Below are 19,793 nucleotides of genomic sequence, written 5' to 3' on the forward strand. Positions count from 1 at the left end.
GACCTTTCCCCAAAGCTGAAGACAGATCCATCATGCAGCGTGTATTTTCCGGCATTCAGCCAACTGGCATTCCTCATCTGGGTAACTACCTGGGTGCACTCCGCAACTGGGCGGCCATGCAGGCAGACCATGATTGTGTCTTCTGCCTCGTGGACATGCACTCGATCACAATGCCCTGGAATCCGGAAGACCTGCGTCGTCAGACGCTTGGCTCAGCAGCCTGCCTTCTGGCAACCGGCATTGAACCGACACGCCTTTACAACCAGTCTGCCGTCAGCGCCCATGCGCGACTGGGATGGATTTTCAATTGTGTTTCCCGCCTCGGCTGGTTGAACCGGATGACACAGTTCAAAGACAAGGCTGGCAAGAACCGCGAGAACCACTCTGCGGGCCTCTATGTCTATCCGAACCTCATGGCTGCGGACATTCTGGCGTTCCACGCTACCCGCGTCCCCGTCGGTGACGATCAGAAGCAGCATATTGAGCTGGCCAACGACATCGCCCAAAAATTCAACCATGACATGGGTACGGAGTTCTTCCCTCAGATCGAAGCGTTCATCCCGCCGGCAGCAGCCCGCGTCATGAGCCTGCGCGACGGCACGAAGAAAATGTCCAAGTCGGACCCCTCCGAGCAGAGCCGCATTGTCCTGACAGATACCCCGGACGAAATCGCTCTGAAGATTCGCCGCGCCAAGACAGATTCCGACGCGCTGCCAAGCGACGTTGAGGGACTGGAAGACCGGGCGGAAGCCCGCAATCTGGTAGCTATTTACGCGGCCATGTCAGACGAGACGATGTCTGACGTTCTGGCGCGTTTCGGTGGACAGGGCTTTGGCCCGTTCAAAAACGCTCTGGCCGATCTGCTCGTAGAAAAACTTGGGCCAGTTGCGACCGAAACAGCCCGCCTGATGCAGAACGAAGACCACATCATCTCTGTCCTGCGCGCAGGCGCCGACCGAGCCCGTGAAATTTCCGAGCCAATCGTGCAGGAAGCAGAGCGACTGGTCGGCTTTATTCGCTGATTTTTTTCTTCTTGGACGAGCGGGACACCGGCTCGTCCAGAAGATCCATAATTTCCGCAGCAGCTGCATCCGCAGGCGTACCCACAGCGGGAGAGAGCTTTTCCAGCACCTCTTCAAATGCCATCTGCTGCTTCTTTGCTGCTGCCGGATCATCAAGCAGCTTTGAAACCATATCTGCCAGCTTCTCAGGCGTGCAGTTCTCCTGCAACATTTCCGGCACGACTTCACGTCCGGCCAGAAGATTGACCATGGCGACGTATGGCACCTTGATCATCCGACGCGCCATCATCGCCGTTAGCGGATTCACCCGATACGTCACCACCATCGGCACATTGCCCATGGCAAGCTCAAGCGTGGACGTCCCCGACTTTGTCAGAGCGCACTGAGCCGCTGCAAACGCGTCGTGCTTATCATGAATATCGGTCACGATATGCGGCTGTACGGGCCATTTACGAATAAGGTTGCGCACGGTCGGCGCAATGACCGGAGCAACCGGTATCACCGGGCAGATGTCCGGATACTTCTTGCGCAAAATGTCCAGCATCTTGCGAAAAACTGGCAACAGCTTCGGAACTTCAGAGCGCCGGCTTCCTGGCATCAAAATCAGGACGGGTGCCGTTTCAGGAATATTATGCCGCGTCCGAAAGCGTGCAGCGTTTCCCTGTCTCACACCCGACTGCAACACCGGATGACCGACGAACCGCGCTTCCAGTCCTCTCTGCGCAAACCATTCCGGCTCAAACGGTAAAAGGCAGAGCAACCGATCCCAGAGCCCGGGGAATTCCTTGACGCGATTTTCGCGCCAGGCCCAGACCTGCGGTGCAACGTAATGGACGCGCTTGAAGCCAGAATTTTCAATTTTCTGAAGAAGTCGAAGTGCGAAACCTGGGCTGTCTATTGTGACAACCAGATCAGGCTTACGAAGCTCGATATCTTGAACAGCTTCCAGAAGCCGCTGCCGCAAATGCCTGACCCTCGGCAAGACTTCCACAAGCCCCATGACAGCCAGATCACTCATCGGGAACAGGCTGTGAAGCCCAAGGGCTTCCATGCGGCCACCCCCGACTCCGGCAAACACCAGCGTCGGGTCCTGCGCATGAAGCGCCAGCATGAGACGTGCACCAATCACGTCTCCACTGGCTTCCCCCGCCAGAATCCAAATCACGCGCCCATGCTGGGGCGTGGGAGCCCCCGGCTGGAAGGCCCTATTGCCCGGCTGATGCGCCAGTTCGGATTCTGGAAGAGAGTTCATCGGCGCAACGTAGCTCCTGTTGCCTTGAGAACCGCAGCTTCCACCGATTTGGAAAGCGCTTCAAGGCCGACATCCGTCAGACTTTCGGTCTGCGGCTGTAGGACAACCTCAACACCGAGAGAACGATGTCCTTCCGGCAGGCTACCACCTTCAAAGACGTCAAAGAGGCGAACATCCTGAATCAGGTTCCGGTCGGCCATACGAACGGCCTTGAGAACAGTTTGTGCTTCGACATCTGGCCCAGCAAGGAACGCGAAGTCACGACGCACTGGCTGCAGCGCTGAGAGCGCAGGAGGCGTCTTCTTTTTAGCCTTAGGCTGAGGGATACGATCCAGATACAGCTCGAACGCCACGACAGTCCCAGTCAAACCAAGCGCGCGTGCCGTGCGAGGATGCAGTTCACCAAAGCTGCCCAGAACCAGCTTAGGCCCCTGCCGTACCTGACCTGAGCGACCTGGGTGATAAAAGCCCGGAGCATCTGCAGTGACAGACAAAGAAGCTTCCGGAACACCGAGCGCCGTCAGCGCAGCCGTCAGATCCGCCTTGGCATCCCAGAGCGTTGCTTCCTGCGCAGCCTGACCGGGTTCACGAGCCGTCAATCCGCCTCGCAAGCCAGCAACACGCAGGTGCTGACCTTCGAAATCAAAACATGGACCAATTTCAAACAATGCGCCTTCGCCAGAAAGCCCCAAACCACGCGCCAGATTGCGGCCAAGTGCGCGGGCCAGATTGACGAGCGGCGTCGGGCGCAGCTGATCAAGATCCATGGCGATAGGGTTCAGCAAACGCTGCGTTTCGGGCACATCACTGAACAGAACCGCGTCTTCATGAGCGACGAAGGAGAAACCAACCGTTTCCATCATCCCACGGGCTGCACAGATACGGCGCATCAGCGCTGCACGTGCCTGAAGAGGCGTGACTGCCGGAGCCGCGACCATGGCCAACTGAGGAAGTGGCACAGCCGGCACCGCATCCAGTCCATAAAGACGCAGCACTTCCTCTATGAGGTCACATTCCGCTTCCATGCGCGGAACATTCGCTGCTGCCTTTGCCGCGACGTCCTCATTAAGTGTCACGGCCTGAGCCAAAACCTGACCGGATGCAACGTCATTCCTCCAGGACGGGACCGCGAAGGTCGCCTGATCGTCTTTCCGATCAACAACCTCGAAGCCCAGATGCTCCAGAGAACGCACAGCATCATCCGCAGGGATATTAATACCACCCAGCGTTTCCAGGCGCTCAAAACGCAGCGTAGCCGTGCGTTTCCAGTTGGGCAGGTCGCCAGCTTCCGTAATTTCGCTTGGCTCGCCACCGCAAAGGTCACGGATCATGATGGTGGCTGCTTCGAGCCCAGTTCGCACCAGTGCCGGATCAACACCACGCTCGAAACGCTGACGCGCATCTGTATGGATCGCCAGACGACGGCCCGTCAGGGCAATACGAACAGCATCGAACAACGCGGATTCAACAAACACGTCCGTCGTGTTCTCATCCACACCGCTCTGCTGACCGCCCATAATGCCTGCAAGCGACTGCACACCAGCATCGTCAACAATCACCATATCATCCGTGCCAAGGACGTATTCGTTGCCATCCAGAGCTGTGAAGGTCTCCCGTGCAGCATGCGTGACAGTCAGCGTATTTCCGGAAAGTTTCGCAACATCAAAGACATGAAGCGGACGGCCAAGGTCAAATGTGAAGTAGTTCGTGACGTCAACCAACTTCGAAATCGGCTTAAGCCCCACGGCCTTCAGGCGGCGCTGTAGCCAGTCCGGGCTGGGGCCATTCTTTACACCACGAATGACGCGGCCCACGGCATAAGAGCAATCCGGATGCGCGATCTTCCAGCTGACGGCGGGCTCGAAATCACCCTCAACCGCTTCCGTCAGCCATGGCTTGAGATGCCCCATGCCAGCAGCGGCCAGATCACGCGCAATACCGCGAATGCTCAGCGCATCGCCACGGTTCGGTGTAATCGCGATTTCAATGACCGGGTCATCAAGCTCGGCGTAAGTCGCATAAGCCTCGCCGATCGGAGCCGTTTCCGGCAGTTCGGCAATACCGTTGCTCTCCTCACCAAGACCCAGCTCACGCAGGGAACACAGCATACCGCCGCTTTCCTCGCCGCGGATCTTGCCCTTTTTGATGGTGATATCCAGCCCCGGAACATACGCCCCCGGAGGCGCAAAAATCACATGGAGACCAGACCGTGCATTTGGTGCACCGCACACGACCTGCAAATCTTCATAACCCGCACCAGCAGCGACGCGGCAAAGCTGAAGACGATCCGCATCCGGATGGCGATGGGCTTCCAGAATTTTGGCCGTTCTAAAACCTGCCAGCTTTTCGGCTGGGTTTTCAACGCTCTCAACTTCAAGACCGATGCCGTTCAGACGGGCACAGATCTCTTCGCAAGATGCTGTAAAATCAAGATGTTCACGCAGCCAGGAGAGAGAGAACTTCATGTCACACGCCCTCCGTCAGCGTTGCGGGAGAGAAAGCAGAAAAGCCATAGTGGCGGAGCCAGCGGAGGTCGCTCTCATAGAAAGACCGAAGATCCGGGATACCGTTCTTGAGCATGGCCAGACGCTCGACGCCCATACCGAACGCAAAGCCCTGCCATTCGGCCGGATCGAGGCCGCAATTTGCCAGCACGCGCGGGTGCACCATGCCGGACCCGAGAACTTCCAGCCAGTCGGACCCACCGCCAATCTCGCCCGTGGCTTTTGACCAGCCGATATCCACTTCCATGGAGGGCTCGGTAAACGGGAAATAAGATGCACGGAAACGCACCGGCAGATTAGGCTTGTCGAAATAGACGCGCAGGAACTCGATCAGGCAGCCTTTGAGGTGCCCAAGAGTAATATTGCGGTCAATGACCAGCCCTTCGCACTGATGGAACATCGGGGAATGGGTTGCGTCATGATCGGCACGATAGGTGCGGCCAGGAGCAATGATGCGGATGGGCGGTTTCTGCCCCAGCATCGTCCGGATCTGCACGCCAGACGTCTGGGTCCGCAGAACGCGCGGCTCGTTAGTGCCTGACTTGGGCGGCAGATAGAAAGTATCGTGTTCAGTCCGGGCCGGATGATGGTCCGGCGTATTGAGTGCCGAGAAATTATGCCACTGGCTTTCAACATCGGGCCCTTCCGCAACGGAAAAACCCATGGCGCCAAAGATGGCTGTCATTTCTTCAATGGTACGGCTGATCGGATGAATGGCGCCCGTCGCAACAGACGGCGCAGGCATCGTCACATCCACCCGCTCAGACTTCAGACGCGCTTCAAGAGCCTGCTCCTCAATCTCGCGTCCGCGCTCTTCAACAGCTTTGGTCAATTCGTCCCGCAGGCGGTTCAGAGCCTGTCCGCGCAGTTTGCGCTCTTCGGGGTCGAGTTTACCAAGCTGTTTGAGCAGCCAGGTCAGGGCACCAGACTTCCCCAGTGTTCCAACGCGAATGGCATCCCATTGCGCGCGGTCCTGAGCAGCGCCCAGCGCAGCAAGAGTGTCATTCTTCAGCGTGTCGAGATCGTCAGCCATACCGCCCATCGCTTACAGTACAAATACAAAACGGGCCGCCCTGATAACAGGACGGCCCGCCAGTCACCAGCCCCCACGAGTGGGGATCAGGTCTGAATAGCTCAGGCTGCGAGAGCGGCCTGTGCCTTCTTGACGATTTCTGCGAAAGCAGCTGCGTCGTCAAAAGCAATGGCAGCAAGGACCTTACGGTCGATCTCGATGCCAGCCTTGTCCAGGCCATTGATGAACTTGCTGTACGTCAGACCGTGCTCACGGACGGCAGCGTTGATACGCTGGATCCACAGAGCGCGGAAATCACGCTTCTTGTTGCGACGGTCGCGATACGCATAGCGCAGCGCCTTCTCAACGCGCTCGAGAGCAATACGGTAGTTCGTAGACGAACGGCCGCGGTAACCCTTGGCGAGATCGAGAACTTTCTTGTGACGGGCGTGCGTCGTTACGCCCCGCTTAACACGTGCCATGTACCTTAATCTCCCTTAGAGCCCGTAGGGCGCCCACTGCTTGATGGTCTTTGCGTCCATATCCGTCATGGTCTGAGGACCACGGTTGGTGCGCTTCATCTTCTGCGGGCGGTTGATAAGGCCGTGGCGCTTGTTGCCTGGGCCGCACATTACCTTGCCGGTCGCGGTGATCTTGAACCGCTTCTTGACCGACGACTTCGTCTTCATCTTGGGCATTTCGGTCTCCCTCGCCGTAAACGATTGGTCCCACCGGAGCGGGACTCTGCACGGCCGGGCATGCCACTTATGGCCCGGACGCGTACACGGAGCGGCTGCCTTATCCCATCGGACTGATTCCGCCAAGAACTTTATTTTCTTTAACGCGCAAGCAAAAGACGCCCCTTTGTTCAAGTCACGTCACTGTGATCTCGCTCACAGTGACGTGAGCAACATGAACCATCTGACATCTTGATTCTTAACGCGCTTCTATGTGTTTGTCCGAAGGTCAAGTGCTGCACCAAATAACAGCTCTAGGAACATCATGAGCACATCATCCCGGCCAGGGCTCTGGGCCCTGATCACGGCCGCGGTCTTCGCGCTTTGCGGCGCGATCCTTACCGTGGGCGGCGCATGGGCCGTTTCCCTCGGCGGCCCCCTGTATTATCTCCTCCTCGGCATCGCACTTCTTGCGACTGCCTTCCTCGCATGGCGCCGTAACCCGGCCGCACTCTGGCTCTTTGCCGCTGTAGTGTTCGCGACGGTCGTATGGGAACTCTCCGTGGTCGGTCTCGACCTCTGGGCACTGGTTCCCCGCTCCGACATCGTGATCATTCTTGGCATCTGGCTGCTGATCCCGTTCGTGTCCCGCCAGATCGGCGGCACACGCGCATCTGTCCTTCCCCTGGCAGGCTCCGTCGGTCTCGCCGTACTGGTGCTTGCTGCCGGTCTTTTCACAGACCCGCACGACATCAGCGGCAATCTGCCAACAGAGCTGACCAACGCAGCACCGGTTGACGCAGATAACGTTCCAGACAGCGAGTGGCACGCCTATGGCCGCACGCAGGCTGGCGATCGCTGGTCTCCGCTGAAGCAGATCAACTCGTCCAACGTTCAGAACCTCAAGGTGGCATGGCACATCCACACCAAGGATCTGATGGGACCGAATGATCCGGGCGAAGCAACCAACGAAGTCACACCGATTGAATTCGACAACACGCTTTACCTGTGCTCGCTGCACCAGAAGCTCTGGGCCGTTGATGCTGCAACGGGTCACGTCAAATGGACGTTCGATCCGCACCTGCAGATCAACCCAGGCTTCCAGCATCTGACGTGCCGTGGCGTGAGCTTCCACCAGACAGCGGCGGATGCCACGGACAGCGATGGCAATTCGGCTCCAACCGATTGCGCCAAGCGTATCGTGCTGCCCGTCAATGACGGCCGCCTTGTCGAAGTCGATGCTGAAACCGGGCAGAAGTGCTCTGGCTTCGGTAACGATGGTGAACTGGATCTGCGCCTGCCGAACCAGCCTTACACCACGCCGGGCATGTATGAACCGACGTCTCCGCCGGTCATCACCGACAAGCTGATCATTGCCAACAGCGCCATCACCGATAACGGCTCAATCAAGCAGGCATCGGGCGCAACGCAGGCATTTGACGTTTATACCGGCAAGCGCGTCTGGGTGTTTGACGCATCCAACCCTGACCCGAACCAAATGCCAGACCCGGATCATCCGGTCTTCCATCCGAACTCTCCAAACTCCTGGATCGTGTCGTCCTACGACAAGAACCTGAACCTCGTTTACATCCCAATGGGCGTAGGCACGCCGGATCAATGGGGCGGTTACCGCACCAAGGAATCCGAGCGCTTTGCTCCGGGTATCGTCGCGCTGAACGCAGAGACGGGTAAGCTGGCCTGGTATTACCAGACCGTTCACCATGACCTGTGGGACATGGACGCCCCGTCCCAGCCGAGCCTCGTAGACATCACGTCGAAAGACGGCACGATTGTTCCGTCCATCTACGTTCCGACGAAGACTGGTGACATTTTCGTTCTTGATCGTCGTACGGGCAAGGAAGTCGTCCCGGCTCCGGAAACACCGGTTCCTGGTGGCGCCGCACCGGGCGATCACACCAGCCCAACGCAGCCGATGTCTCAGCTGAGTCTGCGTCCGAAGGCAGCCCTCTCCGATTCCGATATCTGGGGTGGCACAATCTTCGATCAGATGTTCTGCAGCATCTACTTCCACTCGCTTCGCTATGAAGGTCCGTTCACGCCGCCGTCACTCCAGGGATCTCTGATCTTCCCGGGCGACCTCGGCATGTTCGAATGGGGTGGTCTGGCTGTCGATCCGCAGCGTCAGGTGGCCTTTGCCAACCCGATCTCTCTGCCGTTCGTTTCCCGTCTGGTGCCCCGTGGTCCGGGTAACCCGCTATGGCCGGAACCGAATGCAAAGGGCTCCGGTGGCGAAACCGGTCTGCAGCCGAACTACGGCATCCCCTATGCTGTTGACCTGCATCCGTTCATGGACCCTGTGCTGCTACCGCTTGGCATCAAGATGCCTTGCCGTACGCCGCCTTGGGGTTATGTGGCCGGTATCGATCTGCGCACCAACAAGGTGGTCTGGCAGCATCGTAACGGTACGCTCCGTGACTCCATGCACGGCAGTTCTCTGCCCATCCCGCTGCCTCCGATCAAGATCGGCGTCCCGAGCCTCGGCGGCCCGCTCTCCACGGCTGGCAACGTTGGCTTCCTGACGGGCACGATGGACTACTACATCCGCGCCTACGACCTGACGACAGGTAAGACCCTGTGGCAGGATCGCCTCCCAGCTGGCGCGCAAGCCACGCCAATGACCTATGCGGTCAATGGAAAGCAGTTCGTTGTCACCTATGCTGGTGGCCACAACTCCTTCCCGACCGTTATGGGCGACGACCTAATTGCTTACAGCCTCGCTGATCAGAAGTGATCATTGAGTAAGCCATTGGTTATCGAGAAAAAGGGGTACCGTCGGGTGCCCCTTTTTTTGTCTTCAAGTTCCGGCAAAAGCTTTCTAAGCTCTCGTTACGTTATGAAATATATTCCATAAAGTAAGGACAGCATGCATTTTTCTCGATCTGGAATGGCTCTGGCCGTCTTTGGCCTCATCGCCGTCGCTCCGTCTCCAGCCCACAGCGATGATACTGCTTCCGTAACGGCGGTTCTGGATCCGAGCCATCACGGGCGTCTCGTCTATCCACCGGCTGAACTTGAACTGCGGCATTCGGGAACGGCGCATATTGTCTGCGTCATCACAAAAGACGGTCAGCCCCAGAGCTGCGAAACTTCAGCGAGCGCACCCGATTTCGCACTTGCAGCGGAAGCCTATGCCTATTCGTCCAAGTTTCTTCCAGCATACCAGGACAGCAAACCCATCGAAGGCCGCTGGGAAAAGACCATTCCCTTCGAGGCTCGTGGCGCAGCAACTCTCCCCGTCGTGGATCACGAGCACAGTCCACGCCCCTACTATCCAGACTTTGCGAACGACAGGAATATTACAGGAAGAGTAGCCGTCACCTGTCAGGTTGATACCGCAGGCATCGCGCATGACTGTACCGCCAGCCCGGGGCCCGAAATTTTACGACGGGCATCGCTCGCCTATTTCACGCTGGCCAGATACCTTCCGGCGATGAAAGACGGGCAGCCCATCTCCGCTCCCTATCATGGCAACATAAACTGGGAATCAGACGCGAAAGACCGGAATGACGGGTTCCGCTGAAACCTTGTGTCTGCAGGCCAGTCCATTCCATAATCAGCGTCGAAAGCCCTGTCGGTTCAGGGCAAAAACTGCACAGAGGCTACGCATGACCCTTCGCAAATTTGCTCTTCTTGCCTTCGCTACCGTCGCTTTCGGCGGCCAGTTCGCACATGCCAAGTCTCAGCCTTGCCGGGACGCCAAAGGCAAATTCACCAAGTGTGAAACCCCCAAGAAGCCAAAGGCCTGCCGGGATGCCAAAGGCAAGTTCACCAAGTGTGACGTAACAGCCCCACAAGTTGCTCAGCCTGCTCACTAAGCTCAAACAAAAAAGCCCCTGTCAGCAGACGCTGGCAGGGGCTTTTTTGAAAAACTGAGATCGTCAGGCCGCAGCGCGCTTGAGGATGGCCTGAGCCATTGCCTCAACCCCATTCCCCCGGTTCGTGGACAGTGCTTTGACCAGTCCCATATCATGCAAAAAGACCGGCCTCGTCTGAAGGATCTCTTCACGGCTTCGTCCTGAGTACACTCTCAGCAAAAGAGCTACCAATCCCTGAACAATGGCCGCATCTGAAGCGCCAGCAAAAAAGAGCTTACCATCCCGGTCTTGCGCTTCGAGCCAGACCTGGCTTTGACACCCCGGAACACGGTGGACATCGTCCTGCCAGTCCGAAGGGAAAGCCGGAAGTTTGCGGCCCATTTCAATAATATACTGATACCGCTCCATCCAATCGTCGAACATCGCCAGTTCGGCTTCAATTTCCTCGATGGCAGCGGTCGCCGTCTCTTCCTGAGGGGCAAGAAAGGCATCACTCACAAAAAACGTCTCCGTCACAGGATAAAGCGGCTCAAATCACCCTTGCGGGCAAGCGGCGCCACCCTGTCACGAACATCCTCTGCCGTCACCCTCACGGTCTCGCCTTTCCGGTCCGATGCAGAAAATGAGACGTCCTCCAGCAGCTTTTCCAGAACTGTTGCCAAGCGGCGGGCCCCAATGTTTTCAACGCGCTCGTTAATATCAGCCGCCAGTTCCGCCAAAGCATCCACGGCATCGTCACCGAATTCCAGCGTCACACCTTCCGTACCCAGCAGACTCACATACTGCTTCAGAAGCGAATGCTCAGGCTCCAGCAGAATACGCTTCAGATCGTCCCTGCTCAGGCCAGCCAACTCCACACGAATAGGCAGACGCCCCTGCAATTCCGGCAGAAGGTCTGAAGGCTTGGCAATGTGAAAAGCTCCGGACGCGATAAACAGGATATGATCCGTCTTCACCGATCCATACTTCGTGCTGACGGTCGTCCCCTCAATCAGTGGAAGAAGGTCACGCTGCACGCCTTCACGAGAGACATCTCCGCTGCGCGTTCCATGTTCAGATGTCGCGCAGACCTTGTCGATTTCATCCAGAAACACGATGCCATGGTTCTGGGTGTGCTCAATCGCCTCACGCGTCAGGGCTTCGTCATCCAGAAGTTTGTCAGCCTCCTCACGGATTAACTGCTCACGGGCCACCGAAACCTTCAGTTTCTTGCGTGAAGGCATCCGGTTCATGAACCCCTTCATCATATCGTTGAAACTGATGACCTGCCCTGGCTGGAGCCCTGGAATATCGCCGCTCTCCTTACCGCGCTGTGGATCAGGAGCAATCTGGATTTCAATTTCCTTGTCTTCCAAAGCACCATCTCGCAGCATCTGGCGAAACTTTACCTTGGTGTCGGCTGTCGCTCCTTCGCCAACCAGCGCATCAACGAGCCGGGTTTCAGCCGCGGCTTCAGCTTTCTCCTGCACGTCTTTACGACGCCCATCCCGCAGCATGGTTAGAGACACCTCAACAAGATCCCGGACAATACTGTCCACGTCCCGCCCAACGTAGCCAACTTCCGTAAACTTGGTCGCTTCCACTTTCAGGAACGGAGACTGCGCCAGCTTGGCCAGTCGACGGGCGATCTCTGTCTTGCCGCAACCCGTGGGGCCGATCATGAGAATGTTTTTGGGAACAACCTCATCCTTCAAACCGTCAGGAAGCTGGGACCGGCGCCAGCGATTACGCATCGCGATGGCAACCGCACGTTTTGCGTCGGACTGGCCAACAATAAAGCGATCAAGCTCGGATACGATTTCGTGGGGGGCAAAATTTGGAACAGACATCTCAGGAGGCCTCCCCGCCTAATGTTTCCAGCGTCACGGAATAGTTCGTGTAAACGCAGATATCACCGGCAATTTTCATGGACCGACGTGCGATTTCCTCGGCGCTCAGGCCGTCCACCGTCATCAATGCCCGCGCTGCAGACAGTGCGTAATTCCCGCCGGAGCCGATGGCCACAATGCCGTCTTCCGGCTCCAGCACATCGCCATTTCCGGTCAGGGTGAAAGAGCGGTCTGCGTCAGCCACCAGCATCATGGCTTCCAGACGCCGCAGATAGCGGTCCGTGCGCCAGTCTTTCGCCAGTTCGACGCAGGCCCGCTCAAGCTGCCCTGGATACCTCTCCAGTTTCGCTTCAAGGCGCTCCAGCAGGGTAAAGGCGTCAGCCGTGGCACCAGCAAAACCCGCTAGGATATTGCTATGAGGTCCAATTCGCCGAACCTTGCGAGCATTACCCTTGACAACGGTTTGCCCGAGGGAGACCTGGCCGTCCCCCGCCATGGCCACCCGGCCATCGCGACGGACACAAAGAATGGTCGTGCCATGCCAGCCGACCGGATCGTGGGGAGTGATTTGGTAAGACATCACTCAAAAAGATGGTGCGGATATAGCGCCTGACAAGAGGACCACTCCCGTCAGGTTATATTGCCCCCTGCATCAACCGCTTGATCGCATCCTGAAGACCTTTTTGTGTAAAGGGCTTGGGCAACGGCGCATTTTCAGACTGCGCATCTGTGTGCCCACTGATAAACAGCACTTTCAGCTCAGGCATTTTGTCCATCAGAATGGCTGCGCATGTTGGGCCATCATGATCAGGCATGCGCATATCAATCACAGCCAGATCGAATGGACCATGTTCGTCTGTCAGGGTCAGAGCTTCCGCCAGAGACGACGCAGCGGCTACATTATGCCCGTCATGGCGAAGGAAACCCTCCGTCACCATACGAACCGGCGCCTCATCATCGACGACCAGTACCTTCAGCGAATGAGGTTTCTCATCGTCCGCCACCCGATCTGCCACGACATCGCTTCGGACGACAGGAAGCAGCAATGTCATGCACGTCCCCTTGCCAGGCGTGCTGTCCACAACGATCTCGCCATAGCTGCGGCTCAGGAACCCATACACACTGGAAAGGCCCAGCCCTGTTCCACGCCCGACGTCCTTGGTGGTGAAGAATGGATCGAAAATCCGCTTCGTCACCTCGGGTGACATGCCCTCACCCTCATCAACCACATCAATCGCAACCGCACGATCCAGACAGCATTCCGGAGGCAGCGTTTTGAATTTCTGCCCCACTACACGGGCCGACACCGACACTGTCCCACCCTGCGTCATGGCATCCCGAGCATTCACACAGAGATTCAGAAGCGCCATTTCGAGCTGATCCTGATCTGACCAGACAGCGGGGAAGTCAGCAGGCATATCCTCAAGCGACAGCTTGCAGGCCACACTTCTTTCGCCACTTCGGCGCTTGAGACTTTGAACCAGAAGCGCTTCAAGCCCCGGCAGAAGATCCTGCAACGCCACAGGTGCCAGGCGTGCCTCACGTGGACGTCCAAACTGAAGCAACCGCCGTGTCAGCACAGCACCACGCTGCGCAGATTCCATGGCGTTCTTCACCAGAGCACCGGATGTCTCATCCAGGTCCACCATATCTTCCAGCAATTCCAAGGAACCGGAAATGGCAGCGAGAAGATTGTTGAAATCGTGGGCAATTCCCCCAGCTAATGTGCCCAGGGACTGAAGCTTGTCCGCCTGCCGCAGACGGCTTTCCATCAGTACTCGCTGCGTAACGTCCCGGTCCATGCTGACCTGCCAGCGGTCTTCCGTCGGAACTCCCTGTGGCCAGGCCAAAGAAAGGCGGCTCAATTCATGCCAGCGCTGAACGGTTCCTCCGTCATGATCTGGCAGAACTTCAGCAACCAGCCGCTCTTCCTGCCCCGTGCTACGAACATTGTCGCGCATTTGCTGAACATCAGCACGCAGCACTTCCGGGAAATGCATCAGTTCGTCGTTCAGATCCTGTGCAGCCTCATCGCGTACGTTGCTGCGAATACAGCGCCCCTGAGCATCCGAAAAAACAAGCCCCATCGGAAGGGCATCCATCAGACCCCGCAACAGAGCCTGTTCCGTCTGCAACGCCCGCTGGGCAATACAATGCTGCGTCACTTCCCCAACCAAAGACCGAAGCGCGTCCGAATCCCAGGGTTTGTGCACGTAAGCCTGCACCTGTCCAAGGTTCAGGGCAGACACCACAGCATCCAGATCCGCATAGCCCGTCAGCAGAATACTGCGCGCATCCGAAAACTCTCGGGCCCGCATCAAAAGCTGATCCCCCGTCAGTCCAGGCATCCGCTGATCGGAGATAATGGTGGCGACATCAGGATGCGCCCGCAAAAGCTCCAGAGCTCGCAGGGGATCCGTCGTTGCAAGAATTTCGTACTGGTCTTCCAGCAGATCTTCTAGGGCAACGAGAATTTCTTCCTCGTCATCCACCAGCAAAATACAGGGACGTACTGGCCCCTTCACGCTCCACACACTCATACGGAACGCCCCGTTGCCACCGGTCCATCTTCCGTCATTGTGACGGGAAGGCTGAGCCGGAAACACGCCCCTATTCCGCGGCCATCCGGCAAATGGGCATCCGTAATTTCGATAATGCCATCATGGGCTTCCATCACACTATAAGCGATCGCAAGCCCCAACCCCGTGCCTGTTCCAACCGGCTTGGTTGTGAAGAACGGATCAAACACCCTGTTTCTCAGTTCCATCGGCAAACCCGGACCGTCATCGCTGATCGTCATGTCATACCGGCCATTTTCAAGACGGGACTTGATCACAATACGCCCCTGCACAGGGCCGCCCTCAGGCGAGATATCCGCCAATGCATCGGCCGCATTGGAAATAATGTTCATAACCACCTGATTCAGAAACGCAGGCTGACAGACCAAATGCGCCGGAGCCTGCAAATCTTTTTCAATTCTAATGTCCGGACCAAGCTTATGTCCCAGCAACGCCAATGCTGTCTCAAGCGCACTAGGAACATCGACTGTCTGGAATGAACTTTCATCCAGCCGGGAAAATCGCCGGAGACTCAAAACGAGATTCTGAATCCGCTGCAACCCCAGCTTCATGGATTCCAGACGTGAAATCCCCTTCTGCATGAGTGGCGCCCCATCGTCTGGGCTCCCCAGCGTCTGAAGGCGTTTCAACGTCCGCTCCACTGTATCGGCATGAGCAATTGTGAAGGCTAGCGGATTGTTAATCTCATGAGCGATACCCGCCACCAGCTCACCCAACGAAGCCATCTTGGCAGTCTGCACGAGTTTCGACTGCGCCTGAATCAACTGTTCGTTTGTTCGCGCCAATTCCATATTGGCCTGCGCCAGAGCTTCAGCCATTTCGGCCTTCGCTCTTGCCGCTTCCAAAGTAAGCGCATTCTGCTGGCGCTCAATTTCCTGCTGTCGGAACTCATCCTGCGCCATGCGTCTCTGCGCCAGCGTCCTGATCCGCATGGCGAGGGCTTCGATGGCAATGTCGCTGGGAACCAGATCGTCAATGCCGGCCTCGAAGAATTCACCGGAAGATTGCCTCCGGAAGCGTGAGGCCTCCACAATGCCAAGCGTTCGGAACGGAATTCCACCAGCTTCCAGAACAGCCTGACGCCGCGCATCCAGAAGGCGGCAGAACTTGAGATCTTCATCCCCGCTCCCCAGTTCCAGCACCAGGCAGTCCGGGCCGTCTGCGCCGCGCAACCATCCACCATCAATCAGATCGTCTGAACGCTCGATGGACGTGACCGTATGCCCATCACGCCAGAGCAGCTCACCTAACGTTGTCTCGGGTGCATCCTCGGTAATCTCTTCGTCTTCCTCCTCTTCACGGGGAGAATTGACGATGACAATTCTGGCCCGGCGAAAGCGAGAGGCTTCATCCACCTGAAGAAGCTCCGGTCCTTCCCGAAGCAAAGCCCGCATCCGCAACACCAGCAGGTCAGGATGAGCGGATTTGGAAATATAGGCATCTGCCCCACTTTCCAGCCCCTCTCGCTCACCACCGGGAAAAGCATCTTCCGTCAGCATCAGGATCGGGATGGTGCGTGTCAGGGCATCCAGCCGCAAACGCCGCGCCAACTGCCCACCCGTCATGCCGGGCAGCTCAGAGCACACGACCACAAGGTCAGGCATCAGATCCTCAACCGTTCCCAAAGCAGCTTCACCGCTGCCGAGACAGGTCACTGTGAAGCCTTCCTTTAGAAGAACACGCCAGATCCGCTGGGCATGAGCATCATCCGGCTCCACGAGCAGAACACGTGCGGTCTCTGTGGCTCCGAGCGGAGCTTTAAGATCAGAAGGCAGCATGAGAATGACGGAATGTTTGCATTAACGGCCTCTTGCAGCTAGTCCGAAGCTGATGTTCGTCCGATTTCTAAGGGGCGAAGATAACTCCCGTTACCGGATCAGTGGAAGCCGTATCTCATGGACATTCAGCCCTCGCGCAACCTGACGGATCGCCTGCTCAACTCCCGCAGCGGGGAAAGCGGCCCTCTTTCAACCGGCGCGCTGATCCGGACGGGCATTTGGTCCATCTGCTATTTCGCCTTCTACTTCGCCCAGCAGGTCGCAGAGCTTCTCGCTCCGCTTCTCCTGATTCTTGGTCTCGGCTGGTACATCCTTCCGCACATCGTGAACGCCATTACGACGAGTGCTGCAAGCGCGGACCCGCAGGCGAAAGACATCATGAACCATGTGGCGGGCACCCTGCCGACCCATCTTCAAATCGGCAGTCACCTGCTAACCCCAGGCTCCCTTATGTTCGACGGCTTTGTCCTGATGGGACTTGCCGCAATCGGAGCGACCCTGTCCGCGCTGGCTGCTCGCAACATGTAAACCCCAGGCTCAGGGAGTAAGGACATGGCCGATACCCGGCCATAAAGTCACCAACTCTCCAGCCTTCCAGTGCCACAGTGCGGCCACGCCTCCGCCGACCACCACGAGGCTTAGCCCCCACGCGGCACTCCAAGTCCCAAGACTTCCGATCATTTTCGTCCCGACAGTCTCGGGTTTACCCAGACCGCGCGTTACTGTCCGGGAATGTAGAACAAACGCATGTTTCGCAGCGTCCCGTGCTTCGGACGCGCTTAATCCAACAGGATAAGACTGTGATGTTTCAGGGCCTGGAGGCTCTTCAGTCTCAGCCTTGAGCGATGACAAGTCATGAGACGGAATTTGCGCAAGCTCCGGCTCCTGAGCTTCCTGTAAAGACCAGCTATCCCCACAGTTCGCGCAACGCAGCCGCCGCGCCTGCTCCAAAAGTGCATCAGGCACTTCAAAAACAGCATGACAGTGGGGACATTCAACACGCATCACGGTATCCTTCAAAAATCAGACCGTACCGGCCTCGGTCTGACCTCAACTGGGTTGCCCATATGACGAGGTTGTCGTTAATAAATGGTTAATACGCCTGCAACACCTTTGATCGTTTTCATATGATCCGCCTGCGCGATGTCTCCCTGAAACCTGCTGGCGTTGGGCAGCCTGTTCTGCACGGCATGACCCTGACAATCCCTCAGGGAGAATTCCGCTGGCTTCTCGGGCCATCAGGCGCAGGTAAATCCAGCCTTCTCAAGCTTCTGACACTCGGGGCAAAACCCGCCTCAGGCCAAATGGATATTCTCAACACCCCAGTCACGGGCGCCAGCCGAAGCACTCTACGGAACCTGAGAAGACGTATCGGGTTCGTCCCACAGGATTACCGCCTGATCGGGGAGTGGAATGTTTTTGACAACGTCGCCCTCCCGTTGCGTCTGCGCGGGCGCTCCGAACGCGATATTCGACAGGAGGTTTTTGCCGTCCTGGACTGGCTGGATGTCTCCCCGCACGCCCATTCCCGGCCAACCACTCTTTCCGGGGGCGAACAGCAGCGTGTTGCTATTGCACGCGCCCTGATCGGACGACCCGACATCCTTCTCGCCGATGAACCAACAAACGCTCTTGAGGATTCTCAGGCCAGACGCCTTCTTGCAACGTTCCAGGAACTGATTGATCTGGGAACAACCGTGATTGTCGCGACGCATAACGAAGGTCTCGTGCGCGATGCTCCTGCCCCATCCATTATGCTCCGTGATGGCACACTCGACCCGCACGCAAATGAGGCGATAGCGTGAGCCGCCGCGTCTCTCCCGGTCTGCGCTCAGGCAGCCTCCCACTGCTTGTTGCTCTCATGACCCTGCTGGCAGGCTTGGCCCTTGCCGGTTTGACCGGTGTTCAAGCGCTTGCAGCTGGCTGGGCGCAGGCGGCCCGAAGTGCTGCAACGATCGAAATCCCGACAGACATTCCAAACGCCTCAGATCGCACGGACGCACTCATTCGCGCTCTCAAAGCCTTGCCGGGCGTTACCAACCTGCAAAAGCTTTCCACAGACAAAGTGCAGGATCTACTGGCGCCCTGGCTTGGCCAGCCTACGGATTCACGGAAAGGCTTGCCGGGCCTCTCACTGCCCACCGTCCTCATCGTCGCCCACACGCCTGACGCTAACCTAAGCTCCACTGTTCATGAGACGCTACCCGAAGCCATTGTTCAGGAAGACATGCAGTGGGGCCAGAGGCTTGAACATTTGGGCACAAGCCTCGTCGGATGCGCCTGGCTTGCCGTTATCCTGATCGCAGCGATTGCCGTTTTATCCATTGGCATCACTGTCCGCCGCTCTGTCGCTGCCCAGAAACGGGCTGTGGAAATCGTGCATTCCCTTGGCGCCGGGGACTTTACAATTTCCAGCCATATTGCCGGTCGGGCTGCACTCCTCAGCTTTATGGGCGGCGTGGCTGGCCTCGTCCTCCTCACGCCACTGACAACCTCCCTTGCCACAACCCTCGCCCCCTTCACGCATCAGGCCACCGTCCCAAGCACATTTCCAACAACACTGGATGGCTGGTGGACAACACTCCGCATTTTACCTCTCAGCCTCCTGAAAGAGCTCGGTGCCCTGCCCGTCATTGCGGCTCTTCTGGGATGGATCACAGCTCAGGGCGTTGTGCTCGTGTGGCTTCGTCGATTGCCGTGAAGGCCTTTCTTTCCTCGCTGTTTCTTATTGCCGTGCTCTGGTCGGCTGGCTTCGTCTGGTTCATCCACGATTCCCGACAGCCACCGCATGTTGCCACTGTCTGCGATGGCATCGTCACCCTCACAGGTGGCCAATCCCGTATCGAAACCTCCCTCACCCTTCTCAAGGGCGGATATGGCCAGCTTTTACTGATTTCTGGCGTCGGGCCCCATGTTACACTCGATCAACTGGTGCGCCTTCAGAACCAGACGCTTTCCAGCGATCTGGCCAGCCGTGTCACTCTGGGTCGCCGTGCCGTTAGCACGATTGGTAATGCTTATGAGACCACGACGTGGGCCAGAGATCACAAGATGCACAGCCTGCTGGTCGTTACCGCTGGCTACCACATTCGCCGCGCCATTATAGAGCTCAGCCGAACTGCCCCAGATCTGGAACTCGTGCCTTATCCGGTTCTCCCGCCGGCTCTGGAAGCGCCCCTGTCCCGCCAGACCCTGCACTTACTCATCCGGGAATATTTCAAACTTCTGGGTGCAGAGCTTAGTAACCTGACGGGCCTGCCAGACGGCAAGATCGGCCTTACGCCTCACTAAGGCCTCTTGTGTA

Annotated in this window: 19 protein-coding genes; 8 read left to right on the forward strand and 11 right to left on the reverse strand. The window is 57.6% G+C overall.

All coding sequences use genetic code 11. The features are described from left to right. Positions 1-32: 32 nt before the first annotated feature. Positions 33-1,022, forward strand: coding sequence for a tryptophan--tRNA ligase (gene trpS / locus KP707_RS11490; RefSeq protein ID WP_099213243.1), 990 nt, complete (start codon positions 33-35; stop codon positions 1,020-1,022). Here the strand turns inward: trpS and lpxB are convergent. From lpxB to rpmI, 5 genes are all read right to left on the reverse strand, one after another. Then, a complete protein-coding gene (gene lpxB, locus KP707_RS11495; RefSeq protein WP_211503340.1) occupies positions 1,012-2,274 on the reverse strand; it encodes a lipid-A-disaccharide synthase in 1,263 nt (420 codons plus the stop codon). The genes trpS and lpxB overlap by 11 nt on opposite strands. Further along, entirely contained in the window at positions 2,271-4,739 is a 2,469-nt protein-coding gene (gene pheT, locus KP707_RS11500; RefSeq protein ID WP_211503339.1) for a phenylalanine--tRNA ligase subunit beta, read from the reverse strand. Before pheT ends, lpxB begins: the two co-directional genes overlap by 4 nt. Before the next feature lies 1 nt (position 4,740). After that, complete coding sequence (pheS, locus tag KP707_RS11505) at positions 4,741-5,811, reverse strand: phenylalanine--tRNA ligase subunit alpha (protein ID WP_211503338.1); 1,071 nt, start codon at positions 5,809-5,811, stop codon at positions 4,741-4,743. 101 nt (positions 5,812-5,912) lie between these two features. Beyond that, positions 5,913-6,272: a 50S ribosomal protein L20 gene (gene rplT / locus KP707_RS11510; RefSeq protein ID WP_007282845.1), complete on the reverse strand. Its 360-nt coding sequence runs from the start codon at positions 6,270-6,272 to the stop codon at positions 5,913-5,915. Between the two features lie 15 nt (positions 6,273-6,287). Then, on the reverse strand, positions 6,288-6,488 hold the full coding sequence (gene rpmI, locus KP707_RS11515) for a 50S ribosomal protein L35 (protein ID WP_046901279.1): 201 nt from the start codon (positions 6,486-6,488) through the stop codon (positions 6,288-6,290). Between the two features lie 304 nt (positions 6,489-6,792). On the opposite strand from rpmI, the gene KP707_RS11520 reads away from it, so the two are divergent. From KP707_RS11520 to KP707_RS11530, 3 genes are all read left to right on the forward strand, one after another. Continuing rightward, entirely contained in the window at positions 6,793-9,219 is a 2,427-nt protein-coding gene (locus KP707_RS11520; protein WP_211503337.1) for a glucose/quinate/shikimate family membrane-bound PQQ-dependent dehydrogenase, read from the forward strand. 132 nt (positions 9,220-9,351) lie between these two features. Next, on the forward strand, positions 9,352-10,008 hold the full coding sequence (locus KP707_RS11525) for an energy transducer TonB (RefSeq protein ID WP_083956504.1): 657 nt from the start codon (positions 9,352-9,354) through the stop codon (positions 10,006-10,008). Positions 10,009-10,093: 85 nt separating this feature from the next. Continuing rightward, positions 10,094-10,303 carry a hypothetical protein gene (locus tag KP707_RS11530; protein WP_064274984.1) on the forward strand — a complete coding sequence of 70 codons (210 nt, stop codon included), beginning with the start codon at positions 10,094-10,096 and terminating at the stop codon, positions 10,301-10,303. Positions 10,304-10,366: 63 nt separating this feature from the next. Here the strand turns inward: KP707_RS11530 and KP707_RS11535 are convergent, their stop codons facing one another. From KP707_RS11535 to KP707_RS11555, 5 genes are read right to left on the reverse strand one after another with little or no spacing between them, the layout of a single operon-like run. Further along, the gene (locus tag KP707_RS11535; RefSeq protein ID WP_064274985.1) at positions 10,367-10,801 is read right to left on the reverse strand and encodes a SufE family protein; all 435 of its coding nucleotides are present in this window, start codon (positions 10,799-10,801) and stop codon (positions 10,367-10,369) included. Positions 10,802-10,815: 14 nt separating this feature from the next. Further along, a complete protein-coding gene (gene hslU / locus KP707_RS11540; RefSeq protein ID WP_046901275.1) occupies positions 10,816-12,132 on the reverse strand; it encodes an ATP-dependent protease ATPase subunit HslU in 1,317 nt (438 codons plus the stop codon). A gap of 1 nt (position 12,133) precedes the next feature. Then, positions 12,134-12,712: an ATP-dependent protease subunit HslV gene (gene hslV, locus KP707_RS11545; RefSeq protein WP_211503336.1), complete on the reverse strand. Its 579-nt coding sequence runs from the start codon at positions 12,710-12,712 to the stop codon at positions 12,134-12,136. A 55-nt stretch (positions 12,713-12,767) separates the two neighbouring features. Then, positions 12,768-14,672 (reverse strand): response regulator, encoded by a 1,905-nt coding sequence (locus KP707_RS11550; RefSeq protein WP_215751683.1) that lies wholly within the window; start codon positions 14,670-14,672, stop codon positions 12,768-12,770. Next, on the reverse strand, positions 14,669-16,489 hold the full coding sequence (locus KP707_RS11555; RefSeq protein WP_211506847.1) for an ATP-binding protein: 1,821 nt from the start codon (positions 16,487-16,489) through the stop codon (positions 14,669-14,671). The genes KP707_RS11550 and KP707_RS11555 overlap by 4 nt, the downstream gene beginning before the upstream one ends. A 117-nt stretch (positions 16,490-16,606) precedes the next feature. Here KP707_RS11555 and KP707_RS11560 point away from each other — a divergent pair, with 117 nt between their 5' ends. Then, positions 16,607-17,017 (forward strand): hypothetical protein, encoded by a 411-nt coding sequence (locus tag KP707_RS11560; protein ID WP_211503334.1) that lies wholly within the window; start codon positions 16,607-16,609, stop codon positions 17,015-17,017. Positions 17,018-17,026: 9 nt separating this feature from the next. On the opposite strand, the gene KP707_RS11565 is transcribed toward KP707_RS11560, so the two are convergent. Continuing rightward, a complete protein-coding gene (locus KP707_RS11565; RefSeq protein WP_211503333.1) occupies positions 17,027-17,494 on the reverse strand; it encodes a zinc-ribbon domain-containing protein in 468 nt (155 codons plus the stop codon). A 122-nt stretch (positions 17,495-17,616) separates the two neighbouring features. On the opposite strand from KP707_RS11565, the gene KP707_RS11570 reads away from it, so the two are divergent. From KP707_RS11570 to KP707_RS11580, 3 genes are read left to right on the forward strand one after another with little or no spacing between them, the layout of a single operon-like run. Beyond that, positions 17,617-18,294 (forward strand): cell division ATP-binding protein FtsE, encoded by a 678-nt coding sequence (locus tag KP707_RS11570; RefSeq protein WP_046901269.1) that lies wholly within the window; start codon positions 17,617-17,619, stop codon positions 18,292-18,294. Continuing rightward, entirely contained in the window at positions 18,291-19,190 is a 900-nt protein-coding gene (locus tag KP707_RS11575) for an FtsX-like permease family protein (protein WP_211503332.1), read from the forward strand. Before KP707_RS11570 ends, KP707_RS11575 begins: the two co-directional genes overlap by 4 nt. Then, complete coding sequence (locus KP707_RS11580) at positions 19,139-19,780, forward strand: YdcF family protein (protein ID WP_373321833.1); 642 nt, start codon at positions 19,139-19,141, stop codon at positions 19,778-19,780. Before KP707_RS11575 ends, KP707_RS11580 begins: the two co-directional genes overlap by 52 nt. The last annotated feature ends 13 nt before the right edge of the window (positions 19,781-19,793 follow it).

Source organism: Gluconobacter sp. P5E10 (assembly GCF_018812145.1).
Taxonomy (GTDB): domain Bacteria; phylum Pseudomonadota; class Alphaproteobacteria; order Acetobacterales; family Acetobacteraceae; genus Gluconobacter; species Gluconobacter cerinus.

What these genes read in the sequence shown, in the direction of transcription:
- pheS (WP_211503338.1), bottom strand. Translation starts at nt 5,811, where the DNA reads ATGGCTGACGATCTCGACACGCTGAAGAATGACACTCTTGCTGCGCTG.
- KP707_RS11550 (WP_215751683.1), bottom strand. Translation starts at nt 14,672, where the DNA reads ATGAGTGTGTGGAGCGTGAAGGGGCCAGTACGTCCCTGTATTTTGCTG.
- KP707_RS11520 (WP_211503337.1), top strand. Translation starts at nt 6,793, where the DNA reads ATGAGCACATCATCCCGGCCAGGGCTCTGGGCCCTGATCACGGCCGCG.
- pheT (WP_211503339.1), bottom strand. Translation starts at nt 4,739, where the DNA reads ATGAAGTTCTCTCTCTCCTGGCTGCGTGAACATCTTGATTTTACAGCA.
- KP707_RS11570 (WP_046901269.1), top strand. Translation starts at nt 17,617, where the DNA reads ATGATCCGCCTGCGCGATGTCTCCCTGAAACCTGCTGGCGTTGGGCAG.
- lpxB (WP_211503340.1), bottom strand. Translation starts at nt 2,274, where the DNA reads ATGAACTCTCTTCCAGAATCCGAACTGGCGCATCAGCCGGGCAATAGG.
- KP707_RS11580 (WP_373321833.1), top strand. Translation starts at nt 19,139, where the DNA reads ATGGATCACAGCTCAGGGCGTTGTGCTCGTGTGGCTTCGTCGATTGCC.
- hslU (WP_046901275.1), bottom strand. Translation starts at nt 12,132, where the DNA reads ATGTCTGTTCCAAATTTTGCCCCCCACGAAATCGTATCCGAGCTTGAT.
- KP707_RS11565 (WP_211503333.1), bottom strand. Translation starts at nt 17,494, where the DNA reads ATGCGTGTTGAATGTCCCCACTGTCATGCTGTTTTTGAAGTGCCTGAT.
- hslV (WP_211503336.1), bottom strand. Translation starts at nt 12,712, where the DNA reads ATGTCTTACCAAATCACTCCCCACGATCCGGTCGGCTGGCATGGCACG.
- trpS (WP_099213243.1), top strand. Translation starts at nt 33, where the DNA reads ATGCAGCGTGTATTTTCCGGCATTCAGCCAACTGGCATTCCTCATCTG.
- rpmI (WP_046901279.1), bottom strand. Translation starts at nt 6,488, where the DNA reads ATGCCCAAGATGAAGACGAAGTCGTCGGTCAAGAAGCGGTTCAAGATC.
- rplT (WP_007282845.1), bottom strand. Translation starts at nt 6,272, where the DNA reads ATGGCACGTGTTAAGCGGGGCGTAACGACGCACGCCCGTCACAAGAAA.
- KP707_RS11525 (WP_083956504.1), top strand. Translation starts at nt 9,352, where the DNA reads ATGCATTTTTCTCGATCTGGAATGGCTCTGGCCGTCTTTGGCCTCATC.
- KP707_RS11560 (WP_211503334.1), top strand. Translation starts at nt 16,607, where the DNA reads ATGGACATTCAGCCCTCGCGCAACCTGACGGATCGCCTGCTCAACTCC.
- KP707_RS11530 (WP_064274984.1), top strand. Translation starts at nt 10,094, where the DNA reads ATGACCCTTCGCAAATTTGCTCTTCTTGCCTTCGCTACCGTCGCTTTC.
- KP707_RS11555 (WP_211506847.1), bottom strand. Translation starts at nt 16,489, where the DNA reads ATGCTGCCTTCTGATCTTAAAGCTCCGCTCGGAGCCACAGAGACCGCA.